Genomic DNA, 26,102 nt, shown 5'->3' on the forward strand with positions numbered 1-26,102 from the left:
GGGCTGACTCATTTCCAGGGACGGTAGTAGGCGCCGAGGGTGTGGCTCTGGCCTTCGGAAACCTTGTTGAGTTCGGCCATCCAGGCCGGCTCGACGCGGAAGGGGGCGCTGTCGTCGAGCACCCGGTCGATGGCGGCGCGCCATACCTTGGTGACCTGCGCGACGTAGGCGGGGCTGCGCTGGCGGCCTTCGATCTTGATGGCGCGCACACCGATGCGGGCCAGTTCGGGGAGCATTTCCAGGGTGTTGAGGCTGGTGGGTTCCTCGATGGCGTAGTAGGTCTCGTTGTTGACCTCGAAGCGGCCCTTGCACAGGGTCGGGTAGCCGGCCCGTTCGCCGTCGGCGAAGCGGTCGATGAGGATGCCGTTGAGGCGCGTTTCCATGCCCTTCGGGGTTTGTTCCCAGCGCACGTGCTTGCCCGGCGAGCAGGCGCCGTTGCAGTTGGGCGACTCGCCGGTGGCGAAGGCCGACAGGGCGCAGCGCCCTTCCACCATCACGCACAGGCCGCCGAAGCCGAAGACTTCGATCTCGACCGGCGTGTTGGCGATGACCTGTTCGACCTGGGCCAGCGACAGCACGCGCGGCAGCACGGCGCGCGAAATGCCGAACTTCTCGTAATAGAAATTGATGGCGTCGTAGCTGGTCGCCGAGCCCTGTACCGACAAGTGCAGGCGCAGGTCGGGGTGGGTCTTGCGGGCGTAGGCCATGAGGCCCGGGTCGGCGAGGATCACCGCATCGATGCCGAACCGGGCGGCCCGGTCGACGGCGGCGGTCCAGCGTTGCCAGTTGTCGGTCTGCGGGTAGGTGTTGAGGGCCAGCAACACCTTGCGACCGCGCTCGTGGGCGTAGCGCACGCCGTCGGCCATGGCCTTGTCGTCGAAGTTGAGGCCGCTGAAGTTGCGGGCGTTGGTGGCGTCCTTGAAGCCGAGATAGACGCAGTCGGCGCCGTGATCAATCGCGGTTTTAAGGGCGGGAAGGCTGCCGGCGGGGCAGACCAGTTCGATGGGGCGCGCAGGAGTCATGGACAGTTCTTACGGCGGAAATGACGCGGCCGGACTATAGGCGCGCCGTGCCGGACAGACCTTGACCGGCGTCAACGGGGTGGGTGCCGTGCCGGAGAAAGGGGCTAAACCCCTTGCCGGAACATGGGATTTTTCTCAACTCCAGTGCATACTTCATCTATTGCGGTTTATCGATATCGGCTATGCCCGTGCTCCCGTCCCGTCGGCGCTTCCTCTCTGCTGGAATCGGTTCAGCCCTGCTGTTCGGCAGTGGCGGGGGGTGCAGCATGACCAGCCCCGAGCCGCTCAAGTTCGCCACCAATCCGTGGCCCGGTTTCGATCCGCTCTACGTGGCGCGGGACAAGGGCTATTTCGAGGAGGCCGGGCTCACTGTTGCGCTGGTGGATTTGACCTCCATCGGGGCCTCCCGCCGGGCCCTGGAGCGCGGGCAGGTGGACGGCTGCGGGGCGACGCTGGTGGAAATCCTGCTGGCCGCCGACCAGTCGGGATTGCGCCCGCAGATTGCGGCGGTGGTCGACTACTCGAACGGGGCCGACGTGCTGATCGGCACTGCCGCGATGCGCAATCCTGCCGACCTGCGCGGGCGTCGTGTGGCCATCGAGCCGGGCACCCTGCACATCCAGTTGCTGGCGCTGGCACTGGCCAGCGTCAATCTTGGCATCCGCGACGTGATTCTCGTGCCGATGCCGCAGAACGCCATGCCGGTGGCTTTTGCGGATGGGATGGTGGCGGCGGCGGTGTGTTTTCCGCCGGAGTCCAACCGTCTTGTCGATGCGGGCGGCAAGGTGCTCTTTCACAGCGGGCAGGTGCCGGGCCAGGTGGTCGATACGCTGGTTTTCGACGGCGCCTTCGTGGCCCGGCGGGGGGCCGACGTGCGCGCTTTCGTTGGCGCCTATTACCGGGCCATGGACTTCATGGCCAGCCATCCGGACGAGGCTCACGCCATCATGGCCCGCCGGGAAAACATGAGTGTCGCCGAACTGCGCCAGACCCTTGGCGGACTGCACTATGTGGCGCGCAGCGAACAGCGCGACCTGCTGGCCCCCGACGGGCCGGTGGCGCGCTCCCTTGGCCAGTTGCAGGGGGCCATGATGTCCCTCGCCCAGTTGCGCCAGAGCCGCACCCTGAAGGATTTTCTGATTGCCCGCGAGCTGATCGCCGAGCGGGGGGCTATGGCATGAGCGGCGGCGGGTCAAGGTGATTTTCGGCGGTTTCCTGTCCCTGCGCTGGCGCCTCATCGGGCCGCTGCTCGCCGTCTGGGCGGTGGGCATGGCCCTGCTCGTCACGGTGCTGTACACCAGCATTCTCGAACGCTTTCGCACCTTGGTGGACCAGCGCGCCAATGCCATCGTTTCGGCGGTCTCTTCGGCCGCCGAAACCGCGCGTGAACCGGCCGATCTGCGCCGTTTCGTGTCGTCGCTCGGCGCTGCCCGGGACATCGTCCGGGTGGTGCTGGTGGCGGGCGAGCCGGCCCGGGTTGTTGCCGCCAGCGATCATGGCTGGCAGGACCAGCCCGTAACGGCGCTGCCCGAGCAGGCCCTGCCGGCACATCTGCTGGCGGCGCTGGCGGCCCGCAAGGGCGAGCGCCGGCTGGACGCCGATTTGCGTCGCCTGGATGTGCTTGAACCCGTCCTGCTGGTGGGCGGCGGCGCGAGCGGACGGCTCGAAGAGGGCGTCCTGCTGCTCAGTCTCGATGCTGCCAGCCTGTGGCAGGCCGCCTGGCAGACGGTGGTGCACCTTTCCCTGTGGCTGGGCGGCATTCTCAGCGCAGTGGCCGGCCTGATCTACGTGCTGGTGTCGCGTTACGTGCTGCATCCGGCCGAGGCCATTCGTGAAGCTCTCGGGCGGCGCCGGGAAGCCGGCGATAGCGCACTGGTGGTGCCGGTCATGCGGCGCGATGAACTCGGTGAGCTGGCCGGGGCGCTCAATGACATGCTCGTTACCCTGCGGACCCGCAATCGCCAGCTGGCCCACTCCCGCGACCAGCATCTGGCGATGCTCGAATCCTTTCCGCATCTGGCCTGGCGGGCCGGCCTCAGCGGTGACTGCGACTGGTTCAACCGGGCCTGGCTCGACTTCACCGGCAAGACCCTCGAAGAGGAGGTGGGCGAGGGCTGGCTGGAGGGCGTCCACCCGGATGACCGGGACAACTGTCTTGCCGTCTGGCGCCGGGCCTTCGAGGCCCGCGAACCCTTTGTGATGGAGTACCGCCTGCGCGCCGCCGACGGCAGCCATCACTGGATTGCCGACCACGGGGCGCCGATTCATGACGGGGACGGGGTGTTCACCGGTTACGTGGGCTCCTGCTACGACCTCCAGCCGGCTCGCGACAACGCCCGCGACATCAAGCGCATGACGCGCCTGTACCACGCCCTGTCGGCCACCAACAAAGCCATTGTGCATAGCCGCGACGCCGCGACGCTGTTGCCCCAGGTGTGTCGCGTGGCGGTCGAGTTCGGCGAGCTGGATCTGGCCTGGATCGGCTTTCCCGAGCAGCACAGCAGCGTGCTCAAGGCGACGGCGGTGCAGGGCCGGGGGTGCTGGGCCGATCTCTCCATCGCGGGGCTGGAATGTCGCCTGACGGCTGTCGGCGTGCCTGCCGAGGCCTTGATCGTCAACGATCCGGCGGCATCGCCCGTGACGCGTGCCTGCGAAGGCTGCGTTGCCCACACGCCGGAGGGTTCCTTTGCCGTTTTTCCGATCCGCCTGGGGGAGGGGCCCGACGGGGTGCTGGTGCTGCGCAAGGCCGAAAAGAACTTTTTCGACGAGCACACCGTGGCCCTGCTGGACGAACTGAGTGCCGACATCGGCTTTGCGCTGCGCAATTACCGGCGCGACGAGACCCTGCGCCTGGCCGCCAAGGTCTTCGAGAACAACTCCGAGGGCATCGTCATCGTCGACCCGCAGCGCCGGGTGGTGATGATCAACCGGGCCTTCAGCAGCCTGACCGGTCTTGCCGGGGCGGACGTGATCGGCCGCCAGTTGTTCCTGTTCGATCCGGCCCGTCATCCCGCGGGCTTTGCCAGCACGGTTCGCGATCTGGCCGCCGCCAGCGGCCTGTGGCAGGGCGAAGTGTGGATCCGGCGAGCCGCGGGCGATACCTTTCCTGCCGATTTTTCAGTCAGCGTGGTACGCGATGGGGAAGGGGACATAGCCCATTACGTGGGGGTTTTTTCGGATATCAGCCAGCGCAAGGCTGCCGAAGAGCGGATCCACTTTCTGGCCAGTCACGATTTTCTTACCGGCCTGCCGTCCCGCGCCGCCCTGGCGCCGATACTCGAGCGGGCGCTCGAGGCCGCCGCCCGCGAGGGCCATCGGGTGGCCCTGTGCTTTCTCGACCTGGACCGTTTCAAGAACATCAATGACACCCTCGGTCATCACATCGGCGACGAACTCCTGATCGAGGTGGGCCAGCGTCTGCAGTCGGTGCTGCGGGACGGCGAAAGCGTACTGCGCCACGGGGGGGACGAATTCGTGGTGATCATGCCGCAGGCCGGCGATCGGAGCGTCCTCGCCAGCGCCGCCGGGCGTCTGCTGTCGGCCCTGGATGAACCCTTCCTGCTGGCTGGCTGCGAGTTCAGTCTGTCCACCAGCATCGGCGTCTCCGTGTTCCCCGAAGACGGTCTGGATGGGGAAATCCTGCTTGATCGGGCCGACATGGCCATGTACCGGGCCAAGGAGGACGGGCGCAACGGCATCGAGTTCTTCGCCGACGGCATGGCCGCGCCGACCAGCGAACGCCTGTCCCTCGAGCACGCGCTGCGCCGGGCGCTGGAGCGCGGCGAGCTGGCCCTGCACTACCAGCCGGTCGTATCGGCCGTCGACGGCCAGCTGATCGCAGCCGAAGCCCTGCTGCGCTGGACCCACCCGGAACTTGGCAACATTCCGCCGGACCGCTTCATTCCGCTCGCCGAAGAGAGCGGCCTGATCCTGCCCATCGGCAACTGGGTTCTCGACACCCTGTGCCAGCAGCTGGCCGCCTGGCAGGCCGAGGGACGGCACATGGTGCCGGTGGCCGCCAACATTTCGCCGCTGCAGTTCCGCCGCGCCGATTTTGTGGCGTCGGTGGCCGAGGCGCTGCGCCGCCATGACGTCCCGCCCGGCCTGCTGACCCTCGAGCTGACCGAAAGCATGGTCATGCGCGATGTCGAGCGGGCCGCCCGTCAGCTCGACGAACTCAAGGCCCTCGGCCTGTCGGTCGCCATCGACGATTTCGGCACCGGCTACTCCAGCCTGGCCTATCTCAAGCGTTTCGCCCTCGACAAGCTGAAGGTGGACCAGTCCTTCGTGCGAGAGATCAACACCGGTCCGGAAGACCGGGCCATCGTGGCCGCCATCGTCGGGCTGGGCCACAACCTGGGCCTTGAACTGGTGGCCGAGGGCGTTGAAACCGGGGAGATGGTGAACACCCTGCGCGAACTCGGCTGCGATTCGCTGCAGGGCTGGCACTACGGCAAGGCCGAGCCGGCCGCGCAATTCGCCGATCGCCTTGGGCGGGCCTGAGGACGGCCGGGGTTTTGTGGGTCGGACTTCAGTCCGACAACACGTGCGGAACCGCTGCCTGTCGGACTGAAGTCCGACCCACGGTAAAACTGCCCGGGCGCCCTATAATCCGCGGATTCGCCAACGCTTTTCCGCACACCCATGCTGTTCTGGTTCGTCATCGCCTACTGGCTGATCTCGGTGGCCATCGGCCTCATGGCCGCCACGCGGGTCCACAACACCCGGGACTTCGCCGTCGCCGGCCGTCACCTGCCGTTTTACATGGTCACCGCCACGGTGTTCGCCACCTGGTTCGGCTCCGAAACCGTGCTCGGCATTCCGGCCACCTTTCTCAACGAAGGTCTGCACGGGGTGGTGGCCGACCCCTTCGGCTCGTCCATGTGCCTGATCCTGGTCGGCCTGTTCTTTGCCGCGCCGCTGTACCGCATGAACCTGCTGACCATCGGCGACTTCTACAAGAAACGCTACGGCCGCAGCGTCGAGGTGCTCACCACGCTGGCCATCGTGATCTCCTACCTGGGCTGGGTGGGGGCGCAGATCACCGCCCTCGGGCTGGTCTTCAACGTGGTGTCGGGCGGCGAGGTGAGCAAGCTTGCCGGCATGTGGATCGGTTCCGGCACCATCCTCATTTACACCTTGTTCGGCGGCATGTGGGCGGTGGCGGTCACCGATTTCCTGCAGATGATCATCATCGTCATCGGCATGCTGTGGATTGGCGGGGAAGTGAGCGGCATGGCCGGCGGGGTCGGGGTGGTGGTGAGTCACGCCATGAACGACGGCAAGCTGGCCTTCCTGCCGGCGGCTGATCCCAAAGAGGTGATCGCCTTCGTCGCCGCGGCAGTGACCATGATGTTCGGCTCGATCCCGCAGCAGGACGTCTTCCAGCGGGTCCAGTCGGCCAAGTCCGAACGGATCGCCGTGTGGGGTTCGGTGCTGGGCGGCGGGCTGTACTTCGTGTTCGCTTTCGTGCCGATGTTCCTGGCCTACTCGGCAACCCTGATCGACCCGGCCATGGTGGCGCGCCTGATCAATACCGATTCGCAGATGATCCTGCCCGAACTGGTGCTCACCAAGGCGCCGCTGGTGGCCCAGGTGATGTTCTTCGGCGCGCTGCTGTCGGCCATCAAGAGCTGCGCCTCGGCCACCCTGCTGGCGCCATCCGTCACCTTCACCGAGAACATCCTCAAGCCGGCGCTGCCGCATCTCACCGACAAAAAGCTGCTGTTCTGGATGCGCGTCGTGACGCTGGTCTTTACGGTGCTGGTGACGCTCTACGCAATGTTTTCCAAGGCCAGCATCTTCAAGATGGTTGAAAACGCCTACCAGATCACCCTCGTGTCGGCCTTCGTGCCGCTGGTGTGCGGCCTGTACTGGCGGCGTGCCACCAACCAGGGGGCGCTGGTGGCAATCTTCTGTGGCATCGGGGTGTGGCTGGCGGTGCATCTGGCCGGTGGCGAGAGCCCCTTCATCCCGGCCCAGCTGGCCGGGCTGATCGCCAGTGCAGTCGGCATGGTCATCGGTTCGCTGGTGAAGCAGTGGGTGCATCACGATATCGACGTGCACGACCGGCTGCGCCACGGTCATCATGCGGCGGACCCCCACGGCGTGGCGCATGAGGGTATCGGCAGCATCCACCAGCACCATTGACCCCGTGGGTCGGACTTCAGTCCGACAGCGCACGTTGAGCCAGTCGAGTCGGACTGAAGTCCGACCCACGGGGGTGTCTACGGGAACCTTGGCCGCCAGCGTGCGTCACTTCCTAACGATTCCCGCACAACCGAGGACTCTTCACTGTTGACCCTTCCCGCCCCATCTGTCAAAACCATCGCCGTCGCCCTCACCGGTGCGTCCGGCATGCCCTATGGGCTGCGGCTCGTCGAATGCCTGCTGGCGGCCGGCTGCAAGGTGTGGCTGCTGTATTCGCAGGTGGCCCAGATCGTCGCCCGGCAGGAGATGGATCTGGCGCTGCCGGGGCGGCCGGCAGAGGTGGAAGCGCTGCTGACCGCCCGCTTCGGTGCGGCCGCGGGGCAGTTGCGGGTCTTTGGCCGCGAGGAGTGGTTCGCCCCGCCGGCGTCGGGTTCGAACCCGCCAGACGCGATGGTGGTGTGCCCGTGCAGCATGGGTTCGCTGGCGGCGATTGCCGCCGGGCTGGCCAGCACGCTGATCGAGCGCGCCGCCGATGTGGCCATCAAGGAAGGCCGCAAGCTGATCATCGTGCCGCGCGAAACACCGTTCTCGCAGTTGCACCTGGAGAACATGCTGCGTCTGGCGCGCATGGGCGTGGTGATCCTGCCCGCCAATCCCGGTTTTTATCACCACCCGAAAACGGTGGGCGAGCTGGTGGATTTTGTCGTCGCCCGCATTCTCGACCAACTGGCCGTGCCCCACAGCCTGATGCCCCGCTGGGGCGAGGCGGGCGCTACGGAGGAGTAAAACGATGAACACTGCCGTACAGGTCGTCGATTTGCCGTTGTTTCCCCTCGGTACGGTGCTTTTTCCGGACGGCGTGCTGCCGCTCAAGCTGTTCGAGGCCCGTTACCTGGACATGGCGGCCCGTTGCATGCGTACCAACACGCCTTTTGGCGTGTGCCTGATCCAGGAGGGCGGCGAGGTGGGAAATCCGGCCGTGCCCTACGAGGTTGGGGCGGTGGCGCGCATCGTCGGTTGGGACATGTCCGAGCCCGGCCTGCTTTTCATCACCACCCGCGGCGGCGAGCGCTTCCGGGTGCTGGAGCGCCACATCCAGTCCGACCGCCTGCAGAGCGCCCGGGTCGTGCTGCTCGACGAGCCGCCGGTGCAGCCGGTTCCCGAAGCCTTGCTGGATGTGCTGCCGCTGCTCGAGGCCATTGTCGAGGATGCCGGCGAGGAGATGTTTCCGCAGCCCCACCGCTTCGACGATGCCACCTGGGTGGGTTATCGGCTGGCGGAAATTCTGCCGATTCCGGTCAAGGCCCGCCAGCGCCTGCTGGAGCTGGACGATTCGGTGTTGCGGCTGGAGATCATCTACAGCTACCTGGAGCAGCACAAGCTGCTCGGCGGGCTGGAGTAAGGCGATTTCCCCGTGGGTCGGACTTCAGTCCGACTGCATGGGCTGAACGTTCGCTGTCGGACTGAAGTCCGACCCACAAAAACCGTCGATGAAGATAGCGCTTGTCGTTGTGAAGTCCGACCCACGGTTCAGGGTTCGCTGAACAGGTCGCGCCGCACCAGTTGCTCCAGCAGCTTGCGGATCGGGGCGGGGAGGGCGGCGGCGTCGAGCTGGTCGAGGCGATGCCACAGGATGCCTGGCTCGGCGCAGCCCGTGGTGGCGCCCACTTCCACCGATTCGGGTTCCAGAGTCAGCGTGAAGTGGGTGAACACGTGGCGGAAGCTGGCCAGCGGGGTCACCTTGTGTACGTCCAGGCCGTAACGGCTGGCCACCCAGTCGGCGGTGTCGGCGTCTTCGGGCAGTTCCGGCAGGCTCAGCAGGCCGCCCCAGATGCCGCTCGGCGGGCGGCGTTCGAGTAATACGGCGCCGTCGGCGAGGATTGCGGCGAAACGGCCGCTACGTTCGCGGGTTTCCTTTTTCGGGCGTCGGGTCGGTAGCTCGGCAACCCGTCCGTCGCGCAGGGCCACGCAGACGTCGGCCAGTGGGCAGCGGGCGCAGGCCGGGCGGCCGCGGGTGCACACGGTGGCGCCCAGATCCATCTGGGCCTGGGTGTAAACATCCACGTTGGTCGCTGGCAGCAGGCTGTCGGCGAGTTCCCACAGGCGGTTTTCAATGGGCTTGGTGCCCGGGAAACCTTCAATGCCGAAGGCCCGGGCGAGGACCCGCTTGACGTTGCCGTCGAGGATCGCCGCCCGTGTGCCATAGGCGAAGGCACTGATCGCTGCCGCGGTCGAGCGCCCGATGCCGGGCAGCTCGGCCAGCAGTGCCGGGTCGGCCGGAAAGACGCCGCCGTGGCGGGTCATCAGGGTTTGCGCGCATTTGTGCAGATTGCGGGCACGGGCGTAGTAACCGAGGCCGCTCCACAGTGTGAGCACGTCCTCCACCGGGGCGGCGGCGAGGCTCGGCAGATCCGGAAAGCGCGCCAGGAAGCGGGCGTAATACGGGATCACCGTGTCCACCTGGGTCTGCTGGAGCATGATTTCCGACAGCCATACCCGGTAGGCGTCGTTGGTCTGCCAGGGCAGATCGTGGCGTCCGTGCTCGCGCTGCCAGGCGATCAGGGTTTTTGCAAACGTACTCAATTTTTACACCCCTCGACGCTGCGCCCCGGCGAGGCGATAATTCCTGCCCCCCAAACCGGTCTCCGACCCGCTCTTGCGGTGTCCGGCCAAACCCATTCCATCATGACTGCTCCCAAAAACGACCCGGCGGTACGCGCCTTCCGCGACACGCTGGGCATGTTTCCCACCGGTGTGACGGTGATTACCGCCCGCGCACCGAGTGGCGAGCCCATCGGCCTGACGGTCAGTTCCTTCAATTCGGTTTCGCTGACGCCGCATCTCGTGGTGTGGAGCCTGTCCAGCCACCTGCCGAGCGTGCCGATCTTCGAAAGCACCGCAGTGTACGCGATCAACATTCTCGCCGAAGACCAGCAGGACATTTCCCAGCGCTTCGCCAGCCGCGGCGACGACAAGTTCGCCGGCCTCGGTTTTACCGAAGGCCTCGACGGCGTGCCGCTGCTGCCGGGCTGCTGTGCGTGGTTCGAATGCCGCCAGTTCGCCCGTCACGAAGGGGGCGATCATGTGATCTTCATCGGCGAGGTGGAGCGCTTCGAGCGTCAGGCCGACAAAAAGCCGCTGGTCTTCCAGGGTGGTGCCTACCGGCGCCTGGCCTGAGCCATGACCACCCCTCGCTGGATCGAAACCGGCAGCGGGCCCCACGGGCTGGTGTTCCTGCACGGGATCAGTGGCGGTGCCGCCGGCGCCCTCGACATCCTGCCGCGCATCACGCCTGTCGGCTGGCGCGGGCTGGCCTGGGACATGCCAGGCTACGGGGCCAGCGAGTCGATTGATCCGGTCGATTTCGACGGCTACGCCCGGGCCCTGATCGCCATGCTCGATGCGGCCGGGCTGGAGCGGGTCGTCCTCGTCGGCCACAGCATGGGCGGCATGATCGCCCTGCAGACCGCCGCGGCCTTTCCCAACTACGTCACCGGCCTGGTGCTGGCCTGCTGCACGCCGGCTTTCGGTGCGTCGGCGGGGCCGTTGCAGCAGGCGTTCCTCGACCGGCGCCTGGGTCCGCTGGACGACGGGGCGAGCATGCGCGAGCTGGCCATCGAAGTGATCCCGACGATGGTCGGTCCGGGCGGTGATCCTGAAGTGGTACGCGACGCCGTCAATCTGATGGCCGACATTCCGCCGGCCAGCTACCGGGCCGCGATGCACGCGCTGGTGACGTTCGACCAGCGCGCTGTGCTGTCGGGTCTGACCATGCCGGCGCTGGTGATTGCCGGGCGTGACGATGCGGTGTCTACGCCGCTGGTCGTGCGCCGGATGGCCGAGCGCATGTCGGCTGCCACCTACCTGCAACTGGATGCCGGTCATCTGGCGCCTTTCGAGGAGCCGCAGGCCTTTGCGGGCGCAGTGCATGATTTTCTCGCCAGCCTGGATAACGCCCCTGTCACCTTCCTGCTCTAGCCTCGGCCCTTTTTCGCCCGCCATGGAAGAAAGCCCCTTCAAAGGCAAGACCGGCCTGACCCGCGTCCTCAACGCCTTTCGCTATTCGATGGCCGGCCTCGCCGCGGCCTACCGCAACGAGGATGCCTTTCGCCAGGAAGTGTGGCTGGCCGTCATTCTCATTCCGCTGGCCCTGTTCCTGCCGGTCAGCGCCATCGGCAAGGCCCTGATGGTGGCCAGCGTGCTGCTGGTGGTCATTGTCGAACTGATCAATTCGGCGCTTGAGGCTACAGTGGACCGCATTTCCCTCGAACAGCACCACCTGGCCAAGCGCGCCAAGGACATCGGCAGCGCCGCGGTCTTTGTCGCGCTGGTGAATGTGGTGGCGGTGTGGGGGCTCGTTCTGTTTGCCTGAAAGTTCACGATCATGACCACCAAGAGCAAGAAGCCCTGCGTCAACTGCACCTGCGCCACCACCGGCTTTTGCCCGCGGGGCGTGGGCGCCAACATTCCGCCGGAGCTGGCCGCGGCGCCAGCGCCGGCCAAGCCGGTTTCGCCCAGCCAGTTGCGCCGCGAACAATTGCGCCAGCTGCCCGGCAATCGCAAGAAGATGCGTTTCTGAGCCCGACCCACCGGGGCCTGACGTGAGAGAATCGCGCCCCTTCGTTTTCCGGATGCCCCCATGACCGAGTCCCTGCACACGATTTCCGACCTTGTCATCCACCGGCTGATCCGCGAGGCCGAAGGGCCGTCCCGGGTCGAGCTGCGCGATGCGCCCAACGTTGTTACCGAGGCCACCGCCAGCCTGCTGGAGCGCCTGTGCCGCCACTTTGCCGAACGGCCGGGCAAGGGCTACGGCCACTTCGAGCAGGATGAGCGCAACTTTCCGATGCCGCGCCTGGTGCGCCAGCACGCCATCGAGCAAAGCATGGATTTCGCCACCCTGTCGCGCGAGATGACCACCCTGCTGCAGGCGCGGGTGGACGAGGACAAGGTGGAGGACGGCGGCTTCGTGCTGATCGCCCGCGCCACCGTCTTTGGCGCCGACTGCCTGTGGGTGGCCGTGCTCAAGGAAACCCTCGGCACCGTCATCGATTCGGCGCTCGAGATCCACGACAGCCCGCACCTCGACATGGCCGGCCTGCAGATCGCCGGGCGCATCGACATCACCGCCTGGCAGGCTGGCGCCGAGCGCTACATCAGCTTCCTCAAGGGGCGTGGCGATGTGGCCAACTGGTTCAAGCGCTTCCTCGGCTGCACCGACGTGGTGATGGCGCTGAAGGAAACCAAGAAGCTGGTCGAAACCCTCAGCCACTTTGCCGACACCCAGCAGATGGAAAGCGCCGAGCGCGACGAGATGCTCGAGCGCGCCCACGTGGTGCTCGAAGAAATGAACGAGAGCGGTTCGGCGCTGAACATGGCCACGATGGCCGCGCAGATCTTCCCGGATGCCCCGCAGAAACTCACCGAAACCCTGCAGGACGAAGCGCTCGATCTGGCCACCGGTTTCGTGCCCGACAAGCGCGCCCTGCGCCCGCTGATCCGCTTCAAGGCCAACGCCGAGGACTGGAAGCTGGAGTTCGAACGCAGCGGCCTGCGTTCAGGGTCGATCCACTACGACAAGGACGCCAATACGCTGGTCCTGTCGAACATCCCGGAAAGCCTGAAGAAGCTGCTGCTGGAAGAGTGAGGTTTTTGTGAGTCGGACTGAAGTCCGACAACCGCCGTCCAGCCCGTCGAGTCGGACTGAAGTCCGACCCACAGGGAGAGCGCACCGGTTTTGTGGGTCGGACTTCAGTCCGACAGCCGCCGTCCAGCTCGTCGAGTCGGACTGAAGTCCGACCCACAGGGAGAGCGCACCGGTTTTGTAGGTCGGACTTCAGTCCGACAACCGCCGTCCAGCCCGTCGAGTCGGACTGAAGTCCGACCCACAGGAGGGGGCACCGGTTTTGTGGGTCGGACTTCAGTCCGACAGCCTGCGTCCAGCCTGACAGCACGACCTACGGCAGTTCTAGCGGACGAAGCGCACTGGCGTTTCTCCGGCAATCGCGCGGGCGCGCAGTTGGCCGCAGCCGCCGTCCACGTCCTGTCCGGCCGAGTTGCGCAGCTTGGTGAGGATGCCGCGCTGGTGCAGGCTGCGGGCGATGGCGGTGGCCTTCTCCCACGCCGGGCGGCGGTAGGGCAGGTCGGGGATGGTGTTGTACGGGATCATGTTCATCAGTGCGTACTTGCCCTTGAGCAGGCGCACGATGCCGTCCAGTTCTTCGTCGCTGTCGTTGATGCCTTCGATCAGCGTCCATTGGTACTGGATCGGGTAGCCGGTGGCGCGGGCGTAGGTTTCGCCCAGTTCCACCAGTTCGTCCGGGTCGATGCGCGGCGCCTTGGGCAGCAGCTCGGCGCGCAGGTCGGCGCGGCTGGTGTGCAGCGACAGGGCCAGCGCCGGCTTCACGACAAGTTCGGGCAGGCGCTCGAAAACCCGGCGGTCGCCCACCGTCGAGAACACCAGGTTCTTGTGGCCGATGCCGCCCTCGGTGCCGAGTAGCTGGATGGCTTCGAGCACGTTATCGAGATTGTGGGCCGGCTCGCCCATGCCCATGAAGACCACCTTCTTCACATGCCGCCGGGCCCGTGCCAGCACCACCTGGGCGACGATCTCGGCGCTGCCCACCTGGCGCAGCAGCCCGTCGCGGCCGGTCATGCAGAACACGCACCCCACCGCACAGCCCACCTGGCTCGACACGCACAGCCCGTCGCGCGGCAGCAGCACGCTTTCCACCGTCTGGCCGTCGCCCAGCGCTACAAGCAGGCGCGCCGAACCGTCTTCGCCCGGATGTTCCGAGCGCACCTGGGCGAGCCCGGCGAGTTCGGCGCTGAGGGCTGGCAGGGCTTCGAGTACGGCCTGCGGCAGGGCCGGGCCACGCCGGGTCGGGCCTGCGTCGAGAGGCTGGGAATGGGTCCACGCGCGCAGCATGCGCTGGATGTGGACCGGCTTGGCGCCCAGCTCGGCGAGGCGCTGGCGGATGTGTTCGATTCGCATGAGGGGGCGAATGATAGGCTTTTTCTTGAGGCTTTTCAGGGGTTTGGCGTGATTTTGGCGCTACCCCTATTCCCTTGTCGGGCGGAAGCCCGTATATCGACTCCTCCCAATCCCGCTGCACACAGGAGAACTCCATGAGCGACACCCCCCAGCAAGCCGCTGAATTCCACATCACCCGCAGCTTTGACGCTCCCCGCGACCAGGTCTGGGCCGCCTTCAGCGACGCTGCCCTGCTGACCCGCTGGTTCGGCCCGGCCGGCTTCCCCGTGCGCGTTGCCAGCCTGGATTTCCGGCCCGAAGGCGTGTTCCATTACGCCATCGAACTGCCCGGCGGCTTTGCCATGTGGGGCAAGTTCCGCTACCTCGAAATCACCGCGCCGGAGCGCATCGTTTCCATCAACAGCTTCTCGGATGAGGAAGGCAACGTGACCCGCAACCCGATGAGCGAGAGCTGGCCGCTGGAGCTGCACAACACCATGACCCTGGTGGAAGAGGGCGGCAAGACCATCCTGACCCAGCGCTCGGTGGCCCACAATGCGACGGCGGAAGAACAGCTGGCCTTCGCCGCCGGCATCGATGCGCTGACCGCCGGCTTTGGTGGCATGTTCGACCAGCTCGCCGCCACGCTGGCAGCGTAAGCCGCTTTTCACGGAGAAGTCCGGTCAGGCTGCGGCAAACTGGAACTGGCCCATGGTCTGCTCCAGCTTGCCGGCGGCAAAACCGGTCTGTTCGGCGCTGCGCTTGGATTCCGAGGTGGCCTTGCGCATCGCTTCGACTGCCCCGGAAATGGTTTCGACCCGGTCTCCGTAGGCGTGGGTGGAGGCGGCGATCTGGCTGATGGTCACGAACAGCCGCTCCACCACCTCTTCGATTTCCCGCTTGTCGGTCGTGGCTGCCGTGGCCAGGCGCAAGCCGTCTTCCATCTCGAGCATGCCACTCTCCATTGAGCGCACGGCCTGTTCGGCCTGGCTCTGCACGCCGTCGATCATGCTGCGGATGTCTGCCGTGGCGCCGCGTGTCCGTTCTGCCAGCTTGCGTACCTCGTCGGCCACCACCGCGAAGCCGCGGCCGCTTTCGCCGGCGCGGGCGGCCTCGATGGCGGCATTGAGGGCCAGCAGGTTGGTCTGGTCGGCGATTTCACCGATCAGCACGACGATGCGGCCGATATCGAGGGTGCGCTGTTCCAGCTGGCGGATCGTCGCCGCCGAGAGGCTGACCGAGCGACGGATGCCCTGGCTCCGGGCCTCGACCAGGGAGAACTGGCTGCGCGCCTCCTCGCTGACCCGCTGCACGACTTCGCGCATGGTTTCGGTATTGCTGGTGGCCGCGTCGATTTCCGTCAGCTGGAGGCGGATGCCGCCCAGGATGTCATCGACCGAATGCTGCATCTGGCTGGAAACCTTGTCCGCATGACCGTTCTTTTCCAGCATCGAGCGGTTGGTGTCGCCGATTTCGCTGGCGGTCTTGGCCACCTGCTGAATCGTCTGCTCCAGGTTGTCGATCAGGCTGTTGGTCCATTGCGCCAGCACGGTCGTCTCGTCGATCCGCTCGCTGGCGCGGGGCAGCCGGTGCGACAGCTTGCCGCCGCCTTCCGCCGTGGCGCGAAGGATGCGGGTGGCCTCGCGCAGGCGCTGGCTGATTGGCAGGCTGCCCAGGTGGTAGAACAGCAGGGCGCCGGCCAGTTGCATGGCGAGCCCCGTTCCAAGTGCGAGGCTGCCGTCGAGCCCTGCCAGTTGCGACAGCACTTCGGCGCTGCCCCAGCTTCCCACGGCCAGCAGCAGGTACATCCGCTGGATGCGGTAGGGGATGCTGCGGTAGCGGTAGACCTCCTCCAGGTCGGCCTCGCACATCATGCCCCAGGTGTCGGGCGAGCCCGGCAGGCGGAAGGTCGTGCCCTTGCCGATCACCGGAATGTGCCGGTAATCGGCATAGCCCGGATAGGTGACGAACAGGTTGTCGCCCTTGCGGATGGTTTCCCGTACGCCGGGGTGTAACTGCCCGGTTGCCGGGTCGTTGAAGACCAGTTCCAGCTCGGTGTGCTCGCGTACCCGGACTACGCCAAAGTCGGTGCGCACGCCGTCCTTCAGATTGTCTCCGCGGGTGAAAGTGGCATCCTCGAAGCGTGAACGGGACAGGGCGGTGCCGGGCTGGATGGCCGGGTTGATGACCGACTTGACCATGAACAGGTAGTTGTCGCCGGACTCGTGGAAGATGTGTCCGGCCTCCCGCTGGATCAGGTCGCCGAGGACATCGTTGGGCACCCGGCCGCACAGCACCCCGACAAGCGCACCATCGACATGGATCGGCTGATGGAACATCAGGGTCACCGCATCGTGGAAGCGGGAGGTGGAGCGGGGCAGGCTGCTCGTTACCGGGTCCCGGTAGGGGCCGTACAGAAAGGGGGCCGTCAGGCTCGCCTGCAGGGCTGCCGGGTCCAGGGGCCGCTTGCCAACCTGGCTCCCGGCGGTGGATGCCAGCACCAGCCCGTGGGGATCCACCACGAACAATTCGGAAAAGTCTTCTGCGCGTTGCCGGCGCTGCTGCAAGACCCCTGCAGCGAGGCTTGGCCAGGTGCTGGCCAGCTCGCGGGAGAGGCCGTCCAGGTGGGCCCACTGCTGTTCGGCCCAGGTGATCAGGAGGCGTACCCGGGTCTGGGCAAAGGATTCGAAGGTCTGCTCAATGGCCGGGTAACGGTGGCGATTGCGCGAGGTGGCCCAGCGCATGGCGAGCTTGCCGGTCTTGCCGAAGGACGGCAACCAGGCGCGTTCGGCCTGGCTGAGGGACATGTTCTGACTTTTGAGCATTGCGGACTCCTGCTGCGAAATTGGCAGGATCGAATAGCAAGAGCCGCGCCCGCAGTGCCAAACGCAAAACAGGCGTACGTGTCGGTATTTTTAAATCAAATACTTGTACCTGTATATAAGCATATATAGCGAAAGGCGTACCCGGATGGCGCCTTTGTCGCGATGCACCAATTGCGTGCATCCGGCTTGCCGCGGGAAGGCTTTCCGGCCGCCGGCGCGGAGGCTGCATGGAGTAAAGTTCGTCTGATGCGCTCCCCTCACCTCATTCCCGAAGATGAAGTCGTGTTCACCGCCATCCGTGCCCAGGGGGCCGGCGGGCAGAACGTGAACAAGGTGTCGTCGGCGGTGCACCTGCGCTTCGACATTGCAGCCTCGTCGCTGCCGGAGCCGCTGAAGGAGCGCCTGCTCAAGCTGGGCGATCAGCGCATCAGCAAGGGCGGGGAGGTCATCATCAAGGCGCAGGAATTCCGCAGCCTCGAAAAAAACCGTGGCGAGGCCCTGCGGCGCCTGCAGGAACTGGTGGACAGCGTGGCCCACGTGCCCAAGGCGCGCCGTCCGACCAAGCCGACCCGCGGCTCGGTGACGCGGCGCCTCGAGGGCAAGGCCCAGCGCAGTGCGATTAAAGCCGGCCGGGGGCGTGTCGAATAGGCCGCCGATGCGGGATAATGGCGGCCTGACGCTTCACCCCCGCGCGCGCTCCTCACCCATTTTTCCTTTCCCCGCGACTGTTCCGTCGCCCTTGCGGCCACGCCGGGCTCCCCATTTACGCCGCACCCAGCAGGAAACCCATGCACACAGAAAGCTTCATCGTCGGCAAGGACGCCTCCCTCGAACACGCCATCAGCACCCTGCAGGGCAAGCTCGAAGCCCTCGGCTTCCACGTGGAGGAGCATTCCTGGCTCAACCCGGTCGATGGCGTTTGGTCGGTGTACCTGCGTGACAGCGACTGTCCGCTGATGTTCACCAACGGCATGGGCGCCACCAAGCTGGCCGCCCGGGCCAGTGCGCTGGGCGAGTTCTTCGAGCGCCTGGCGTGCAACGACTTCTGGAACCACTACTACCTCGGCCAGCAGTACGCCGAAGGCGCCGCCGGCCGCAGCTTCGTGCACTACCCGCAGGAGCAGTGGTTCGAGCTCGACGAGGAAGACGAAAGCGGCGCCTGGCCGGAAGGTTTGCTGACCGCCGAGCTGCAGACGTTCTACAACCCCAACGGCACGATTCCCGCCTACAGCCTGGTGGACTTCAACTCCGGCAACTTCGAGCGCGGCATCTGCGCGATTCCCTGCGTGCGCCAGCGCGACAATGCCGTGGTGCATTTTCCGGTCAACATCATCGCCAACCTGTATGTCAGCAACGGCATGGCGGCGGGCAACACGCCGGCCGAAGCGCGCACCCAGGCCCTGTCGGAAATCTTCGAGCGCCACATCAAGTTCCGCATCATCAGCGAAGGTCTGTGCCTGCCCGATGTACCAGAAGAAGTCATCGCCCGTTACCCGAACATCGCCGCCGGCATTGCCGGCCTGCGTGCAGCGGGTTTCGGCATCCTGATCAAGGACGCCTCCCTCGGCGGCACGTACCCGGTGATCAACGTCACCCTGCTGCATCCGCAAGACCAGGGCTGCATCTCCAGCTTCGGCGCCCATCCGCGTTTCGAGATCGCCCTTGAGCGCGCCCTCACCGAACTCCTGCAAGGCCGCGCCCTCGACGCGCTGGCGGGCTTCCCGGAGGCTGGTTTCGACCTTGAAGAAATCGCCAGCGTGCCGAATATCGAGATGCACTTTGCAGACTCCAGCGGCATCGTCAGCTGGAACTTCCTCGGCAGCGAGCACGACTTCGCCTTCTGCGACTGGAACTTCAGCACCACCACCGCCGAGGACTGCGCCTGGTTGATGGGCGCCATCCACGCCATGGACTGCGACATCTACGTGGCCGACTTCAGCCACCTGGGCGTCTACGCCTGCCGCATCATCGTCCCCGGCATGTCCGAGATCTACCCGGTCGACGAGCTGGAGTTCGAGAACAACAGCGTCGCCAACGGCATCCGCGAAGCCATCCTGTTCCTGTCCGACCTGGACGACGAGGAATGCACCGACCTGCTCGAAACCCTCAATGAAAGCGGCCTCGCCGACGAGCGCCCGGTGGCGCCGCTGATCGGCCTGGCCCCCGGCGACGATCCATTCTGGAAGGATCTGCGCGTCGGCGAACTGAAAACCCTGCTGGCCCTGGCCGCCGGCGACGACGACGCGGTGGTGGAAGGCTGCGAATGGATTCGCGACTTCGAGCAGATCGACCCCGAGCGCCGCACGGTGTACAACTGCATCGAATGCCTCACCAAGCTCAATGGCGACATCGGCTTTGCACCGGCCCTCAACAGCCTCTACGGTGCCGAAACCGTAGCCACCGCGATTGCCCTGCTGGACGGCGAATTGCGCTTCTTCGGCCAACCCTCGCCAGGCCTCAGCCTCGAAGGCTGCGACATGCACCAGCGCCTGCTCACCGCTTACGGAAAACTGCACGCATGAAAACACCCAGCCGAATCGAACCGCTGGTCACCGACGGGCTGGTGGACAGCGTCCTGCGCCAGCTCATGAGCGGCAAGGAAGCCATGGTTTATGTGGTCCAGTGCGGCGACGAAATCCGCTGCGCCAAGGTGTACAAGGAGGCCAACAAACGGGGCTTCCACACCGCGGTGGACTACACCGAAGGCCGCAAGGTGAAGAACAGCCGCCAGGCCCGCGCCATGGCCAAGCGTTCGCGCTACGGCCGCCAGGAGCAGGAGTCGGCCTGGCAGCACGCCGAGGTGGACGCCCTGCGGCGCCTCGCCGCGGCCGGTGTGCGCGTGCCGACGCCCTACAACTTCCATGAAGGCGTGCTGCTGATGGAACTGGTGGCCGACGCCGACGGCGAACCGGCGCCGCGCCTCAACGACCTGTCCCTGACCGAAGAAGAGGCGATCAAGTATCACGCCATGCTGATTCGTCAGGTGGTGTACATGCTGTGCGCCGGCATCGTGCACGGCGATCTGTCCGAGTACAACGTGCTGGTGGACAGCAACGGGCCGGTCATCATCGACCTGCCGCAGGCCGTGGATGCCGCCGCCAACAACAACGCCCAGCGCATGCTCGAGCGCGACGTGGACAACCTGGCCGACTACTTTGGCCAGTTCGCCCCGGCGCTGCTGCAGACCCGTTACGGCCCGGAAATCTGGGCCCTCTACGAGAACGGCGCGCTCCACCCGGAGAGCGAACTCACCGGCATTTTCGCGGAGACCGAAGTCGCCGTGAACCTCGACGAAGTGATGGAAGTCATCGACGCCGCCCAGCACGAAGAGGACGTCCGCCAGGCCGGCCGGGCCCTCGCCGCGGCGGCCGAGCGGCCGGCCGACGAGGACGAGATTTAGTCCTGCGGAGAGACCTGCAGTTTCTGCAGGTCGAAACCCTTGCCAGCCAGCCGGCCGAGGAGCGCCTCGTAGGCCTGCGGGTCGACCTTTGGCGTGCGTGACAGCACCCACAGGTATTCCCGGGTCGGCTCGCCGACGGCGACCAGCTGGTACTTCTCGTCCAGGTCGAGCACCCAGTAATCGCCCCACACGGCCGGAATGAAGGACAGCCAGGCCGGCGCGAAGCGTACTTCCAGCTTCGGCGAGGTGGCGGGTCCGATCTGGCGGGCCGTGCCCGTTGCCGAATCCATCTCGCCGCTGGCCAGCCGGCAGCGGTTGATGACCTGTACCGTCCCGTCGCCTTTCAGGCTGTAGTCTGCCCGCGAGGCGCCGGCGCATTTCTTCTGGAACCAGTTGGGATGGCGGGCGATTTCGTACCAGGTGCCCATGTAGCGGGGTACATCCAGTGACGGGATGGTGGTCAGCGGGGTGATGTCGGTGGCCACGGCATTGAGGGTGGCCAGACTCAGGAGGGCGGCGGGGAGCATGGCTTTCATGAAGTTCCTTGGTAGTGGGCTGAGGGGAAATACGACAACTCTGTTCCTCTGAGCGGCACGAGGGCGCGGAGTTCGCATGCGCGGGCGCCGCCGCCCAGTCACCCAGCCATCACCTCGCCGGAGATTTGCCGTCGTCAACGACATAGCCGGCCACTCGGGGAGTCTCCGTCGGCTCCCTAGCGAGGTGGCACAAGTGGCTCAGTTGGCGCTCCCAGAAAGCCGGGCTCGACTAGCCGACCTTCCGCGCCTGCTGAAGATCCGGATGTGTCAATCGCGCACATCCGGATCCGTGGGGGCGAAAGCGATCAAACTAAATGCTACTACCTGAAATTCGTTAAAAACTCTATGAACTATGTCATAAGTATTTTATAGACATTTTTGTAATAGACTGTATGGGTAATCTTTTTGCATAATTTTGCGTGCCTTGTCGTGCCGGCCGCAGTGACTACCCATAAGGTCATATCGAACCGTGCGCATTCTCATTGTTCATCAGAATTTTCCTGGGCAGTTCCGCCACATTGCCGCAGCGTGGGCGGCGAGGCCTGGCTACGATGTGATTGGATTGGGGCGGGAGGGCGCGCCAGGGATGCCTGGGCTCCGTCTTTTTCGCTACCGATTGCACCGTGCTCCACACAAGCAGCAACACCCCTACCTTCGCCAAATGGAAAGTGCGGTTCTCCATGGGCAGGCGATGCTGAGGGCACTCCTTGCCCTCAAGCGCAAAGGTTTTACGCCTGATGTAATCCTCGCCCACCCCGGCTGGGGAGAAACGCTCTACGTGAAGGATGTCTTTCCTGACGCACGTTTGATTCACTTCTGCGAGTGGTACTACGGTACGCCAGATGCCGATGTGGGTTTCGACCCCGAGTTTCCTGTCACGCTCAATGACGCTGCCCGCATCCGTACGTGGAAGGCCTTGCATACCCTCAATCTTGAGCACTGCGATGCTGGTGTCACGCCTACCCGCTGGCAATGGAGTCGGCATCCCGAGATTTACCGTCCCAGAATTAGCGTTATCCATGAGGGCATCGATACAGATCTTCTCCAGCCAGATCCGCAAGCTTGGCTCAGGCTTGGCAATGGGCTAACCCTCCGCGCTGGAGACCCCGTCATCACCTACGTCGCACGCAATCTGGAGCCTTACAGGGGGTTTCACGTTTTCATGCGAGCTCTCGAACGCATCCAGCGTCAACACAAGACTTGCCATGCCTTGATCGTTGGTGGCGATCAGGTCAGCTATGGCCGCCGCCCTGAGGGGGCTCGCAGTTGGCGTGAAAAGATGCTTCGGGAAGTCCAGCTTGATCCATCGCGTACGCACTTCCTCGGCAAGCTTCCTTACGATGGTTATCGTCGTGTTCTCCAGGTTTCTGCTGCCCACCTCTATCTGACTTATCCCTTCGTTCTCTCTTGGTCAATGCTGGAAGCAATGGCTAGCGGATGCCTTGTTATTGGCTCCCGCACCGCACCGGTCGGAGAGGTAATCCGACACAGGGAGAACGGACTGTTGGTGGACTTCTTTGACACTCGGGCAATTGCCGAGCAGACGCTTGAGGCACTTGAAGGGGGCGTGAAATTTGAACTTCTGCGGAAGGCCGCTCAGATTTGTGTCCGCGAATCGTATTCCTTGGCGCGTGGTTTAGATAGCTATGAGCAGTTGTTGTGGCCTGTTGAAAACAATTCCATTCAGGTCAAGAGCCCTCATGTTTGAGTGGCCCGGTTTCCAAATGACCGCTGTTGTCCGACCGGCCTTTCGAGTGAGCCTCCTGTATTGCGGCTCCGTTGCCTTCAGAACGGAAAAGGGGGCAGAGTCGGCCCGGATTAAATGTCGGTACCAGATCGTTTCCTGGCAGAGGTCTTCTGCCGAAATGCAGAATATAAACACTTGTTCAAGGAGTCTGAATGCTCGAATTGACAGGCTGGGGTGACATCCTGCGTGGCGTTGTCATCCTTTATTGGCTTTTGGCGATTTATCTTTTTCGTCAATCCGTCAGAAAGTCCTCAACTCGCCCTGGAAAAATACTAAGCGGAGTTTTGGTAGCCCTCCTTTTCGGCTTTTTCCCGCTGAAATCCTGCGTCGATGAGGCCCTGTATGTGCGCGATTACAAGGCACGTCTGGCGAAAGCAGAGGTGATCTTCAATGAACGATGCAAGACGGCGGGGGAGAGGATATATCGGACGGTGGAAGGCGTGGAAGGGATCGTGCTGGTGAAGTTGCGCCCATATTACTTTACGAGAAAAATGGGCTATGACCCCTACGACAAAGGCACGCTTGATCCCTACGGCAATGTAGGCGAGTACGGTCATGATGACGAGTACATTTTGTCGTTTTTTTTGGGAAGAAATTATGCTGGCCGGCTAGATAAGGATTCAGGGAGTAAAACAGGTTACAGCTATGTAGATGTAAAAGATCCTTTCGACGGGCAGCGTTACCGATATACCGCAAATTGGTGGAGAGACCCAAAATGGGACCAGAAAACTGCTTCCATATTACGTCTAGGCCGCGCTCCGATTAGCGATCCAATTTCTCGCTATGGCGTCACTTTTGAAGACTTGACAACACAGGAGGAACGAGCTCTCTGGGTCGCTGGTGGTGCGCTAAAAGTAATTGATTTGAATACTAACGAGGTTCTCGCCGAACGTATTGGCTATATGTTTGACCGCGGGCAAGGCGCCAATATTGCCACCAGGCAGCCGTGGACTCATGCAAGAGAATGGTCTTGCCCACGCCCAGCGCCTGCGAGAGATTTTGTTGAGAAAATTCTAAAAATTAAGGATTAGTGAAATGGCGATGAATATCATTTCTGAGTTTGCAACGTATGCCAATCTGCAAATGGCTGCAGAAGCCTTATATGGTATTCCCAATGCTAGCAGTTCCAGCATTGGGGAGTCATCACCATCGTACACTGGTCTGACTTATGATGCATTGTTTACGGGGAACGCCCACGCTAGCAAGTTTCCGCCTTCACTCATTGCTGATCTTACAGGGAGTTGGAAGATCGTCGCCCATCAACCTAATACCAGTACAGGTTTTTCGGGGACGTTGTTTGAGGCGACAGAAAACGATTTTGATCGGGGTATTCAGAAAGGAGAGTTGGTCCTCTCGTTCCGCAGTACCGAGTTCATCGACGATGCTGTACGCGACACGCAGGTGACGAACAAGAGTATCAAGGAAACTGGCTGGGCCTTCGGGCAACTGGCGGATATGCAGGCTTGGTACAAAGAATTGAGCAAGACGGGCGGGCCGCTCGATAACAAGTCCTTTGTCGTCACTGGCTACAGCCTGGGCGGGCACCTGGCCACGGCATTTCCGCTGCTGTGCTCCGGTGCCTCCGCCGTCTACACTTTCAACGGCGCCGGTGTTGGCGGATTAAGAGGCGAAACACTTTCGAGTGTCGTCAAAACCTTCCAAACCCTCTGGAAGAATACGGGGAAAAACAGCGGCTTGTTTAAAGACACGATGGTCGCGGCTATGTACAAGGAGTATGTCAAGAATAATACCTTGAGCGCCGCGAGCGCCGCCTTGCTCCGTGTTCGCAGCGAATGGCCGTCGGACGCTAGGCTGCTTCAAAGTGCCATCGATCACGTTGCCGATGTACAGAAAGAGATCGCGCGAATAATAAGTGATATCGAAGGCGCGGCCAAGGTGCCCGGGAAGGACATCGCCGGCCTGAGTCTTGACTACTGGCTCGGCGTATTGAAGGCCGCAGAAAGCACCTTCAGCGAAAACACCGTCCAGTCGACCCTCTCGCGGACGCCACCGAGCTCGCAACTCTATGGCGCGCCAGTCTACAACCTGTATGGTATGGAAACCGCTGATGCGCTTGGCAATCCCTCCGGGGTGGCCAATTCGCAGAACCACTACGGCACCGATGTGCCGGTCTTCATCGAGAGCCAGCCACTGCTTCGGGGTGTAGTCGGACCTTCTGCGTTCTGGCAAAGTGCGCTTTATACTGACATCAAGCTCTTGGTTCCAAACTTCGCCCAGAACGACTTTGGCGATACCCATAGCCTTGTACTACTCGTTGACTCTCTGGCCGTGCAGGATCTCTTTGCGCAACTCGACCCGGCCGTCACCTTGAAGCATCTGCAGGACATTTTCGACGCCGCAACTGCCACCCAGTCGGAAATTAGTCTGATCGGCGGTCAGGGCAAAGCCGAAGGCTACACCCTCGAAACGGTACTGAACGGACTGATCAAGACCCTGACCAGTACGGATCCGAAGCTGCGTGACATCAAGACCAAAGGCGGCCTCTCCCTCGATACCGGCAACACCTGGCACGACATCGAGGCCCGAGAGGCGCTCTACAAAGCGATGACGGACTTAAAGGCGAAGGACGCCTACAAAGCCTTGCTTGGCAAAGTGACTCTTGTCACCCCCGCCACTGGTGCCAACGCTGCTCGTACCGATTTCGGCCAATTTCTGGCCCTTGTCAACCTCACCCCTTTCGCCCTTAAGGTCACCGACGCTACCGCGCTGGCTGCACTCAAGAGTGTCAACGAGCCCTTGGCACAAGCCTGGGAAGCCGACGCCCAACTTAGCACAGCCCAGCGCTCTGCCGGAGCCGGCCACTACACAGACCTGTGGCTCGCCGATCGGGCCTCAATGCTCTCGTGGATACTCAAAGGCAACACCGCTGATAAGACAGAGCTCAAGAGCCTCGCCGTTGGCGACGAGGCCTGGTCCTTCCGGGACGTGGACAGCACCGACAGCATCCTCATCCTTCCGGAAAAACTCCTCTCCGGCACCGCGCCACGCCACTACGTCGCCTTTGGTGGTGCTGGCGCTGATGCCCTCTCCGGCGCGGAACTGGCTGACCACCTCTACGGTGGGGCCGGCGACGACACGCTAATTGGGTTCAGTAGTTCCGACCACCTTGAAGGCGGGGCGGGAAATGACACCTACCTCGTGGACGCCAGCGGAGGCGGTGACTGGATCGTCGATTCGGACGGACAGGGCATTGTCAAATGGTCCATCAGCGGAGCGCAATACACACTAGGGAAGCTCTGATCAATTCAGAGCCGGTAAAATACTAAAGCCATAAAGCATCGTACTCCCATGAAGCAAGCCACCTTCGCCTCCCTGGCCTTCCAGCAAAAGAAGAAACAGACCCGCCGGGAACGCTTCCTCACCGAGATGGAGGCGGTCGTGCCCTGGGCCGCCTTGCTGGCAGCGATCGAACCGCATTACCCGAAGGC

Annotated in this window: 22 protein-coding genes and 1 pseudogene; 18 read left to right on the forward strand and 5 right to left on the reverse strand. The window is 63.9% G+C overall.

The features are described 5' to 3' along the window. Positions 1 to 8: 8 nt before the first annotated feature. Positions 9 to 1,022 (reverse strand): ubiquinone anaerobic biosynthesis protein UbiU, encoded by a 1,014-nt coding sequence (gene ubiU / locus ETQ85_RS21515; RefSeq protein WP_148581119.1) that lies wholly within the window; start codon positions 1,020 to 1,022, stop codon positions 9 to 11. Positions 1,023 to 1,288: 266 nt separating this feature from the next. Between ubiU and ETQ85_RS21520 the strand changes: the two genes are divergently transcribed. The 5 genes from ETQ85_RS21520 to ETQ85_RS21540 all read left to right on the forward strand — a co-directional run bounded on the left by ETQ85_RS21520 (position 1,289) and on the right by ETQ85_RS21540 (position 8,574). Continuing rightward, on the forward strand, positions 1,289 to 2,203 hold the full coding sequence (locus ETQ85_RS21520) for an ABC transporter substrate-binding protein (protein WP_187394807.1): 915 nt from the start codon (positions 1,289 to 1,291) through the stop codon (positions 2,201 to 2,203). Between the two features lie 16 nt (positions 2,204 to 2,219). Next, entirely contained in the window at positions 2,220 to 5,525 is a 3,306-nt protein-coding gene (locus ETQ85_RS21525; protein WP_148581121.1) for an EAL domain-containing protein, read from the forward strand. 141 nt (positions 5,526 to 5,666) lie between these two features. Next, positions 5,667 to 7,172: a high affinity choline transporter 1 gene (locus tag ETQ85_RS21530; RefSeq protein WP_148581122.1), complete on the forward strand. Its 1,506-nt coding sequence runs from the start codon at positions 5,667 to 5,669 to the stop codon at positions 7,170 to 7,172. Positions 7,173 to 7,319: 147 nt separating this feature from the next. Further along, the gene (locus ETQ85_RS21535; protein ID WP_148581123.1) at positions 7,320 to 7,958 is read left to right on the forward strand and encodes a flavin prenyltransferase UbiX; all 639 of its coding nucleotides are present in this window, start codon (positions 7,320 to 7,322) and stop codon (positions 7,956 to 7,958) included. Between the two features lie 4 nt (positions 7,959 to 7,962). After that, positions 7,963 to 8,574 carry an LON peptidase substrate-binding domain-containing protein gene (locus ETQ85_RS21540; protein ID WP_148581124.1) on the forward strand — a complete coding sequence of 204 codons (612 nt, stop codon included), beginning with the start codon at positions 7,963 to 7,965 and terminating at the stop codon, positions 8,572 to 8,574. A gap of 128 nt (positions 8,575 to 8,702) precedes the next feature. On the opposite strand, the gene mutY is transcribed toward ETQ85_RS21540, so the two are convergent. Further along, positions 8,703 to 9,755: an A/G-specific adenine glycosylase gene (mutY, locus tag ETQ85_RS21545; RefSeq protein WP_148581125.1), complete on the reverse strand. Its 1,053-nt coding sequence runs from the start codon at positions 9,753 to 9,755 to the stop codon at positions 8,703 to 8,705. Between the two features lie 102 nt (positions 9,756 to 9,857). Here mutY and ETQ85_RS21550 point away from each other — a divergent pair, with 102 nt between their 5' ends. From ETQ85_RS21550 to ETQ85_RS21570, 5 genes are read left to right on the forward strand one after another with little or no spacing between them, the layout of a single operon-like run. Beyond that, positions 9,858 to 10,349 (forward strand): flavin reductase family protein, encoded by a 492-nt coding sequence (locus tag ETQ85_RS21550; protein ID WP_148581126.1) that lies wholly within the window; start codon positions 9,858 to 9,860, stop codon positions 10,347 to 10,349. 3 nt (positions 10,350 to 10,352) lie between these two features. Next, entirely contained in the window at positions 10,353 to 11,150 is a 798-nt protein-coding gene (locus ETQ85_RS21555) for an alpha/beta fold hydrolase (RefSeq protein WP_148581127.1), read from the forward strand. Between the two features lie 22 nt (positions 11,151 to 11,172). After that, a complete protein-coding gene (locus ETQ85_RS21560) occupies positions 11,173 to 11,544 on the forward strand; it encodes a diacylglycerol kinase (RefSeq protein WP_148581128.1) in 372 nt (123 codons plus the stop codon). Positions 11,545 to 11,556: 12 nt separating this feature from the next. Further along, a complete protein-coding gene (locus ETQ85_RS21565; RefSeq protein WP_148581129.1) occupies positions 11,557 to 11,751 on the forward strand; it encodes a hypothetical protein in 195 nt (64 codons plus the stop codon). Positions 11,752 to 11,811: 60 nt separating this feature from the next. Then, a complete protein-coding gene (locus tag ETQ85_RS21570) occupies positions 11,812 to 12,819 on the forward strand; it encodes a nucleoid-associated protein (protein ID WP_148581130.1) in 1,008 nt (335 codons plus the stop codon). A 321-nt stretch (positions 12,820 to 13,140) separates the two neighbouring features. Here ETQ85_RS21570 and ETQ85_RS21575 read toward each other — a convergent pair whose 3' ends face one another. Next, the gene (locus ETQ85_RS21575) at positions 13,141 to 14,166 is read right to left on the reverse strand and encodes an RNA methyltransferase (protein WP_148581131.1); all 1,026 of its coding nucleotides are present in this window, start codon (positions 14,164 to 14,166) and stop codon (positions 13,141 to 13,143) included. Between the two features lie 134 nt (positions 14,167 to 14,300). Here ETQ85_RS21575 and ETQ85_RS21580 point away from each other — a divergent pair, with 134 nt between their 5' ends. Further along, the gene (locus tag ETQ85_RS21580; protein WP_148581132.1) at positions 14,301 to 14,804 is read left to right on the forward strand and encodes an SRPBCC family protein; all 504 of its coding nucleotides are present in this window, start codon (positions 14,301 to 14,303) and stop codon (positions 14,802 to 14,804) included. A gap of 24 nt (positions 14,805 to 14,828) precedes the next feature. Here ETQ85_RS21580 and ETQ85_RS27080 read toward each other — a convergent pair whose 3' ends face one another. Next, entirely contained in the window at positions 14,829 to 16,970 is a 2,142-nt protein-coding gene (locus ETQ85_RS27080) for a methyl-accepting chemotaxis protein (protein WP_148581133.1), read from the reverse strand. Between the two features lie 246 nt (positions 16,971 to 17,216). Here ETQ85_RS27080 and arfB point away from each other — a divergent pair, with 246 nt between their 5' ends. The 3 genes from arfB (at position 17,217) to ETQ85_RS21600 (ending at position 20,370) form a co-directional block, all read left to right on the forward strand. Continuing rightward, the gene (gene arfB / locus ETQ85_RS21590; RefSeq protein WP_148581134.1) at positions 17,217 to 17,618 is read left to right on the forward strand and encodes an alternative ribosome rescue aminoacyl-tRNA hydrolase ArfB; all 402 of its coding nucleotides are present in this window, start codon (positions 17,217 to 17,219) and stop codon (positions 17,616 to 17,618) included. Between the two features lie 140 nt (positions 17,619 to 17,758). Next, a complete protein-coding gene (ycaO, locus tag ETQ85_RS21595) occupies positions 17,759 to 19,492 on the forward strand; it encodes a 30S ribosomal protein S12 methylthiotransferase accessory factor YcaO (RefSeq protein ID WP_148581135.1) in 1,734 nt (577 codons plus the stop codon). Beyond that, the gene (locus tag ETQ85_RS21600; protein WP_148581136.1) at positions 19,489 to 20,370 is read left to right on the forward strand and encodes a PA4780 family RIO1-like protein kinase; all 882 of its coding nucleotides are present in this window, start codon (positions 19,489 to 19,491) and stop codon (positions 20,368 to 20,370) included. Before ycaO ends, ETQ85_RS21600 begins: the two co-directional genes overlap by 4 nt. Here the strand turns inward: ETQ85_RS21600 and ETQ85_RS21605 are convergent. Continuing rightward, positions 20,367 to 20,906: a lipocalin family protein gene (locus tag ETQ85_RS21605; protein WP_148581137.1), complete on the reverse strand. Its 540-nt coding sequence runs from the start codon at positions 20,904 to 20,906 to the stop codon at positions 20,367 to 20,369. The two genes, ETQ85_RS21600 and ETQ85_RS21605, sit on opposite strands and share 4 nt — an antisense overlap. A 469-nt stretch (positions 20,907 to 21,375) precedes the next feature. On the opposite strand from ETQ85_RS21605, the gene ETQ85_RS21610 reads away from it, so the two are divergent. From ETQ85_RS21610 to ETQ85_RS21625, 4 genes and pseudogenes are all read left to right on the forward strand, one after another. Further along, on the forward strand, positions 21,376 to 22,614 hold the full coding sequence (locus ETQ85_RS21610; RefSeq protein ID WP_148581138.1) for a glycosyltransferase family 4 protein: 1,239 nt from the start codon (positions 21,376 to 21,378) through the stop codon (positions 22,612 to 22,614). Between the two features lie 191 nt (positions 22,615 to 22,805). Next, entirely contained in the window at positions 22,806 to 23,684 is an 879-nt protein-coding gene (locus ETQ85_RS21615) for a hypothetical protein (protein WP_148581139.1), read from the forward strand. A gap of 4 nt (positions 23,685 to 23,688) precedes the next feature. Next, entirely contained in the window at positions 23,689 to 25,914 is a 2,226-nt protein-coding gene (locus tag ETQ85_RS26670; protein ID WP_148581140.1) for a hypothetical protein, read from the forward strand. 48 nt (positions 25,915 to 25,962) lie between these two features. Next, positions 25,963 to 26,102, forward strand: a pseudogene (locus tag ETQ85_RS21625) (IS5/IS1182 family transposase); the annotation flags it as partial.

This window comes from Zoogloea oleivorans (assembly GCF_008107625.1).
In the GTDB taxonomy this organism is placed as follows: Bacteria; Pseudomonadota; Gammaproteobacteria; order Burkholderiales; family Rhodocyclaceae; genus Zoogloea; species Zoogloea oleivorans.

What these genes read in the sequence shown, in the direction of transcription:
- ubiU (WP_148581119.1), bottom strand. Translation starts at nt 1,022, where the DNA reads ATGACTCCTGCGCGCCCCATCGAACTGGTCTGCCCCGCCGGCAGCCTT.
- ETQ85_RS21520 (WP_187394807.1), top strand. Translation starts at nt 1,289, where the DNA reads ATGACCAGCCCCGAGCCGCTCAAGTTCGCCACCAATCCGTGGCCCGGT.
- ETQ85_RS21530 (WP_148581122.1), top strand. Translation starts at nt 5,667, where the DNA reads ATGCTGTTCTGGTTCGTCATCGCCTACTGGCTGATCTCGGTGGCCATC.
- ETQ85_RS21540 (WP_148581124.1), top strand. Translation starts at nt 7,963, where the DNA reads ATGAACACTGCCGTACAGGTCGTCGATTTGCCGTTGTTTCCCCTCGGT.
- ETQ85_RS21550 (WP_148581126.1), top strand. Translation starts at nt 9,858, where the DNA reads ATGACTGCTCCCAAAAACGACCCGGCGGTACGCGCCTTCCGCGACACG.
- ETQ85_RS21555 (WP_148581127.1), top strand. Translation starts at nt 10,353, where the DNA reads ATGACCACCCCTCGCTGGATCGAAACCGGCAGCGGGCCCCACGGGCTG.
- ETQ85_RS21560 (WP_148581128.1), top strand. Translation starts at nt 11,173, where the DNA reads ATGGAAGAAAGCCCCTTCAAAGGCAAGACCGGCCTGACCCGCGTCCTC.
- ETQ85_RS21565 (WP_148581129.1), top strand. Translation starts at nt 11,557, where the DNA reads ATGACCACCAAGAGCAAGAAGCCCTGCGTCAACTGCACCTGCGCCACC.
- ETQ85_RS21570 (WP_148581130.1), top strand. Translation starts at nt 11,812, where the DNA reads ATGACCGAGTCCCTGCACACGATTTCCGACCTTGTCATCCACCGGCTG.
- ETQ85_RS21575 (WP_148581131.1), bottom strand. Translation starts at nt 14,166, where the DNA reads ATGCGAATCGAACACATCCGCCAGCGCCTCGCCGAGCTGGGCGCCAAG.
- ETQ85_RS21580 (WP_148581132.1), top strand. Translation starts at nt 14,301, where the DNA reads ATGAGCGACACCCCCCAGCAAGCCGCTGAATTCCACATCACCCGCAGC.
- ETQ85_RS27080 (WP_148581133.1), bottom strand. Translation starts at nt 16,970, where the DNA reads ATGCTCAAAAGTCAGAACATGTCCCTCAGCCAGGCCGAACGCGCCTGG.
- arfB (WP_148581134.1), top strand. Translation starts at nt 17,217, where the DNA reads ATGCGCTCCCCTCACCTCATTCCCGAAGATGAAGTCGTGTTCACCGCC.
- ycaO (WP_148581135.1), top strand. Translation starts at nt 17,759, where the DNA reads ATGCACACAGAAAGCTTCATCGTCGGCAAGGACGCCTCCCTCGAACAC.
- ETQ85_RS21600 (WP_148581136.1), top strand. Translation starts at nt 19,489, where the DNA reads ATGAAAACACCCAGCCGAATCGAACCGCTGGTCACCGACGGGCTGGTG.
- ETQ85_RS21605 (WP_148581137.1), bottom strand. Translation starts at nt 20,906, where the DNA reads ATGAAAGCCATGCTCCCCGCCGCCCTCCTGAGTCTGGCCACCCTCAAT.
- ETQ85_RS21615 (WP_148581139.1), top strand. Translation starts at nt 22,806, where the DNA reads ATGCTCGAATTGACAGGCTGGGGTGACATCCTGCGTGGCGTTGTCATC.
- ETQ85_RS26670 (WP_148581140.1), top strand. Translation starts at nt 23,689, where the DNA reads ATGGCGATGAATATCATTTCTGAGTTTGCAACGTATGCCAATCTGCAA.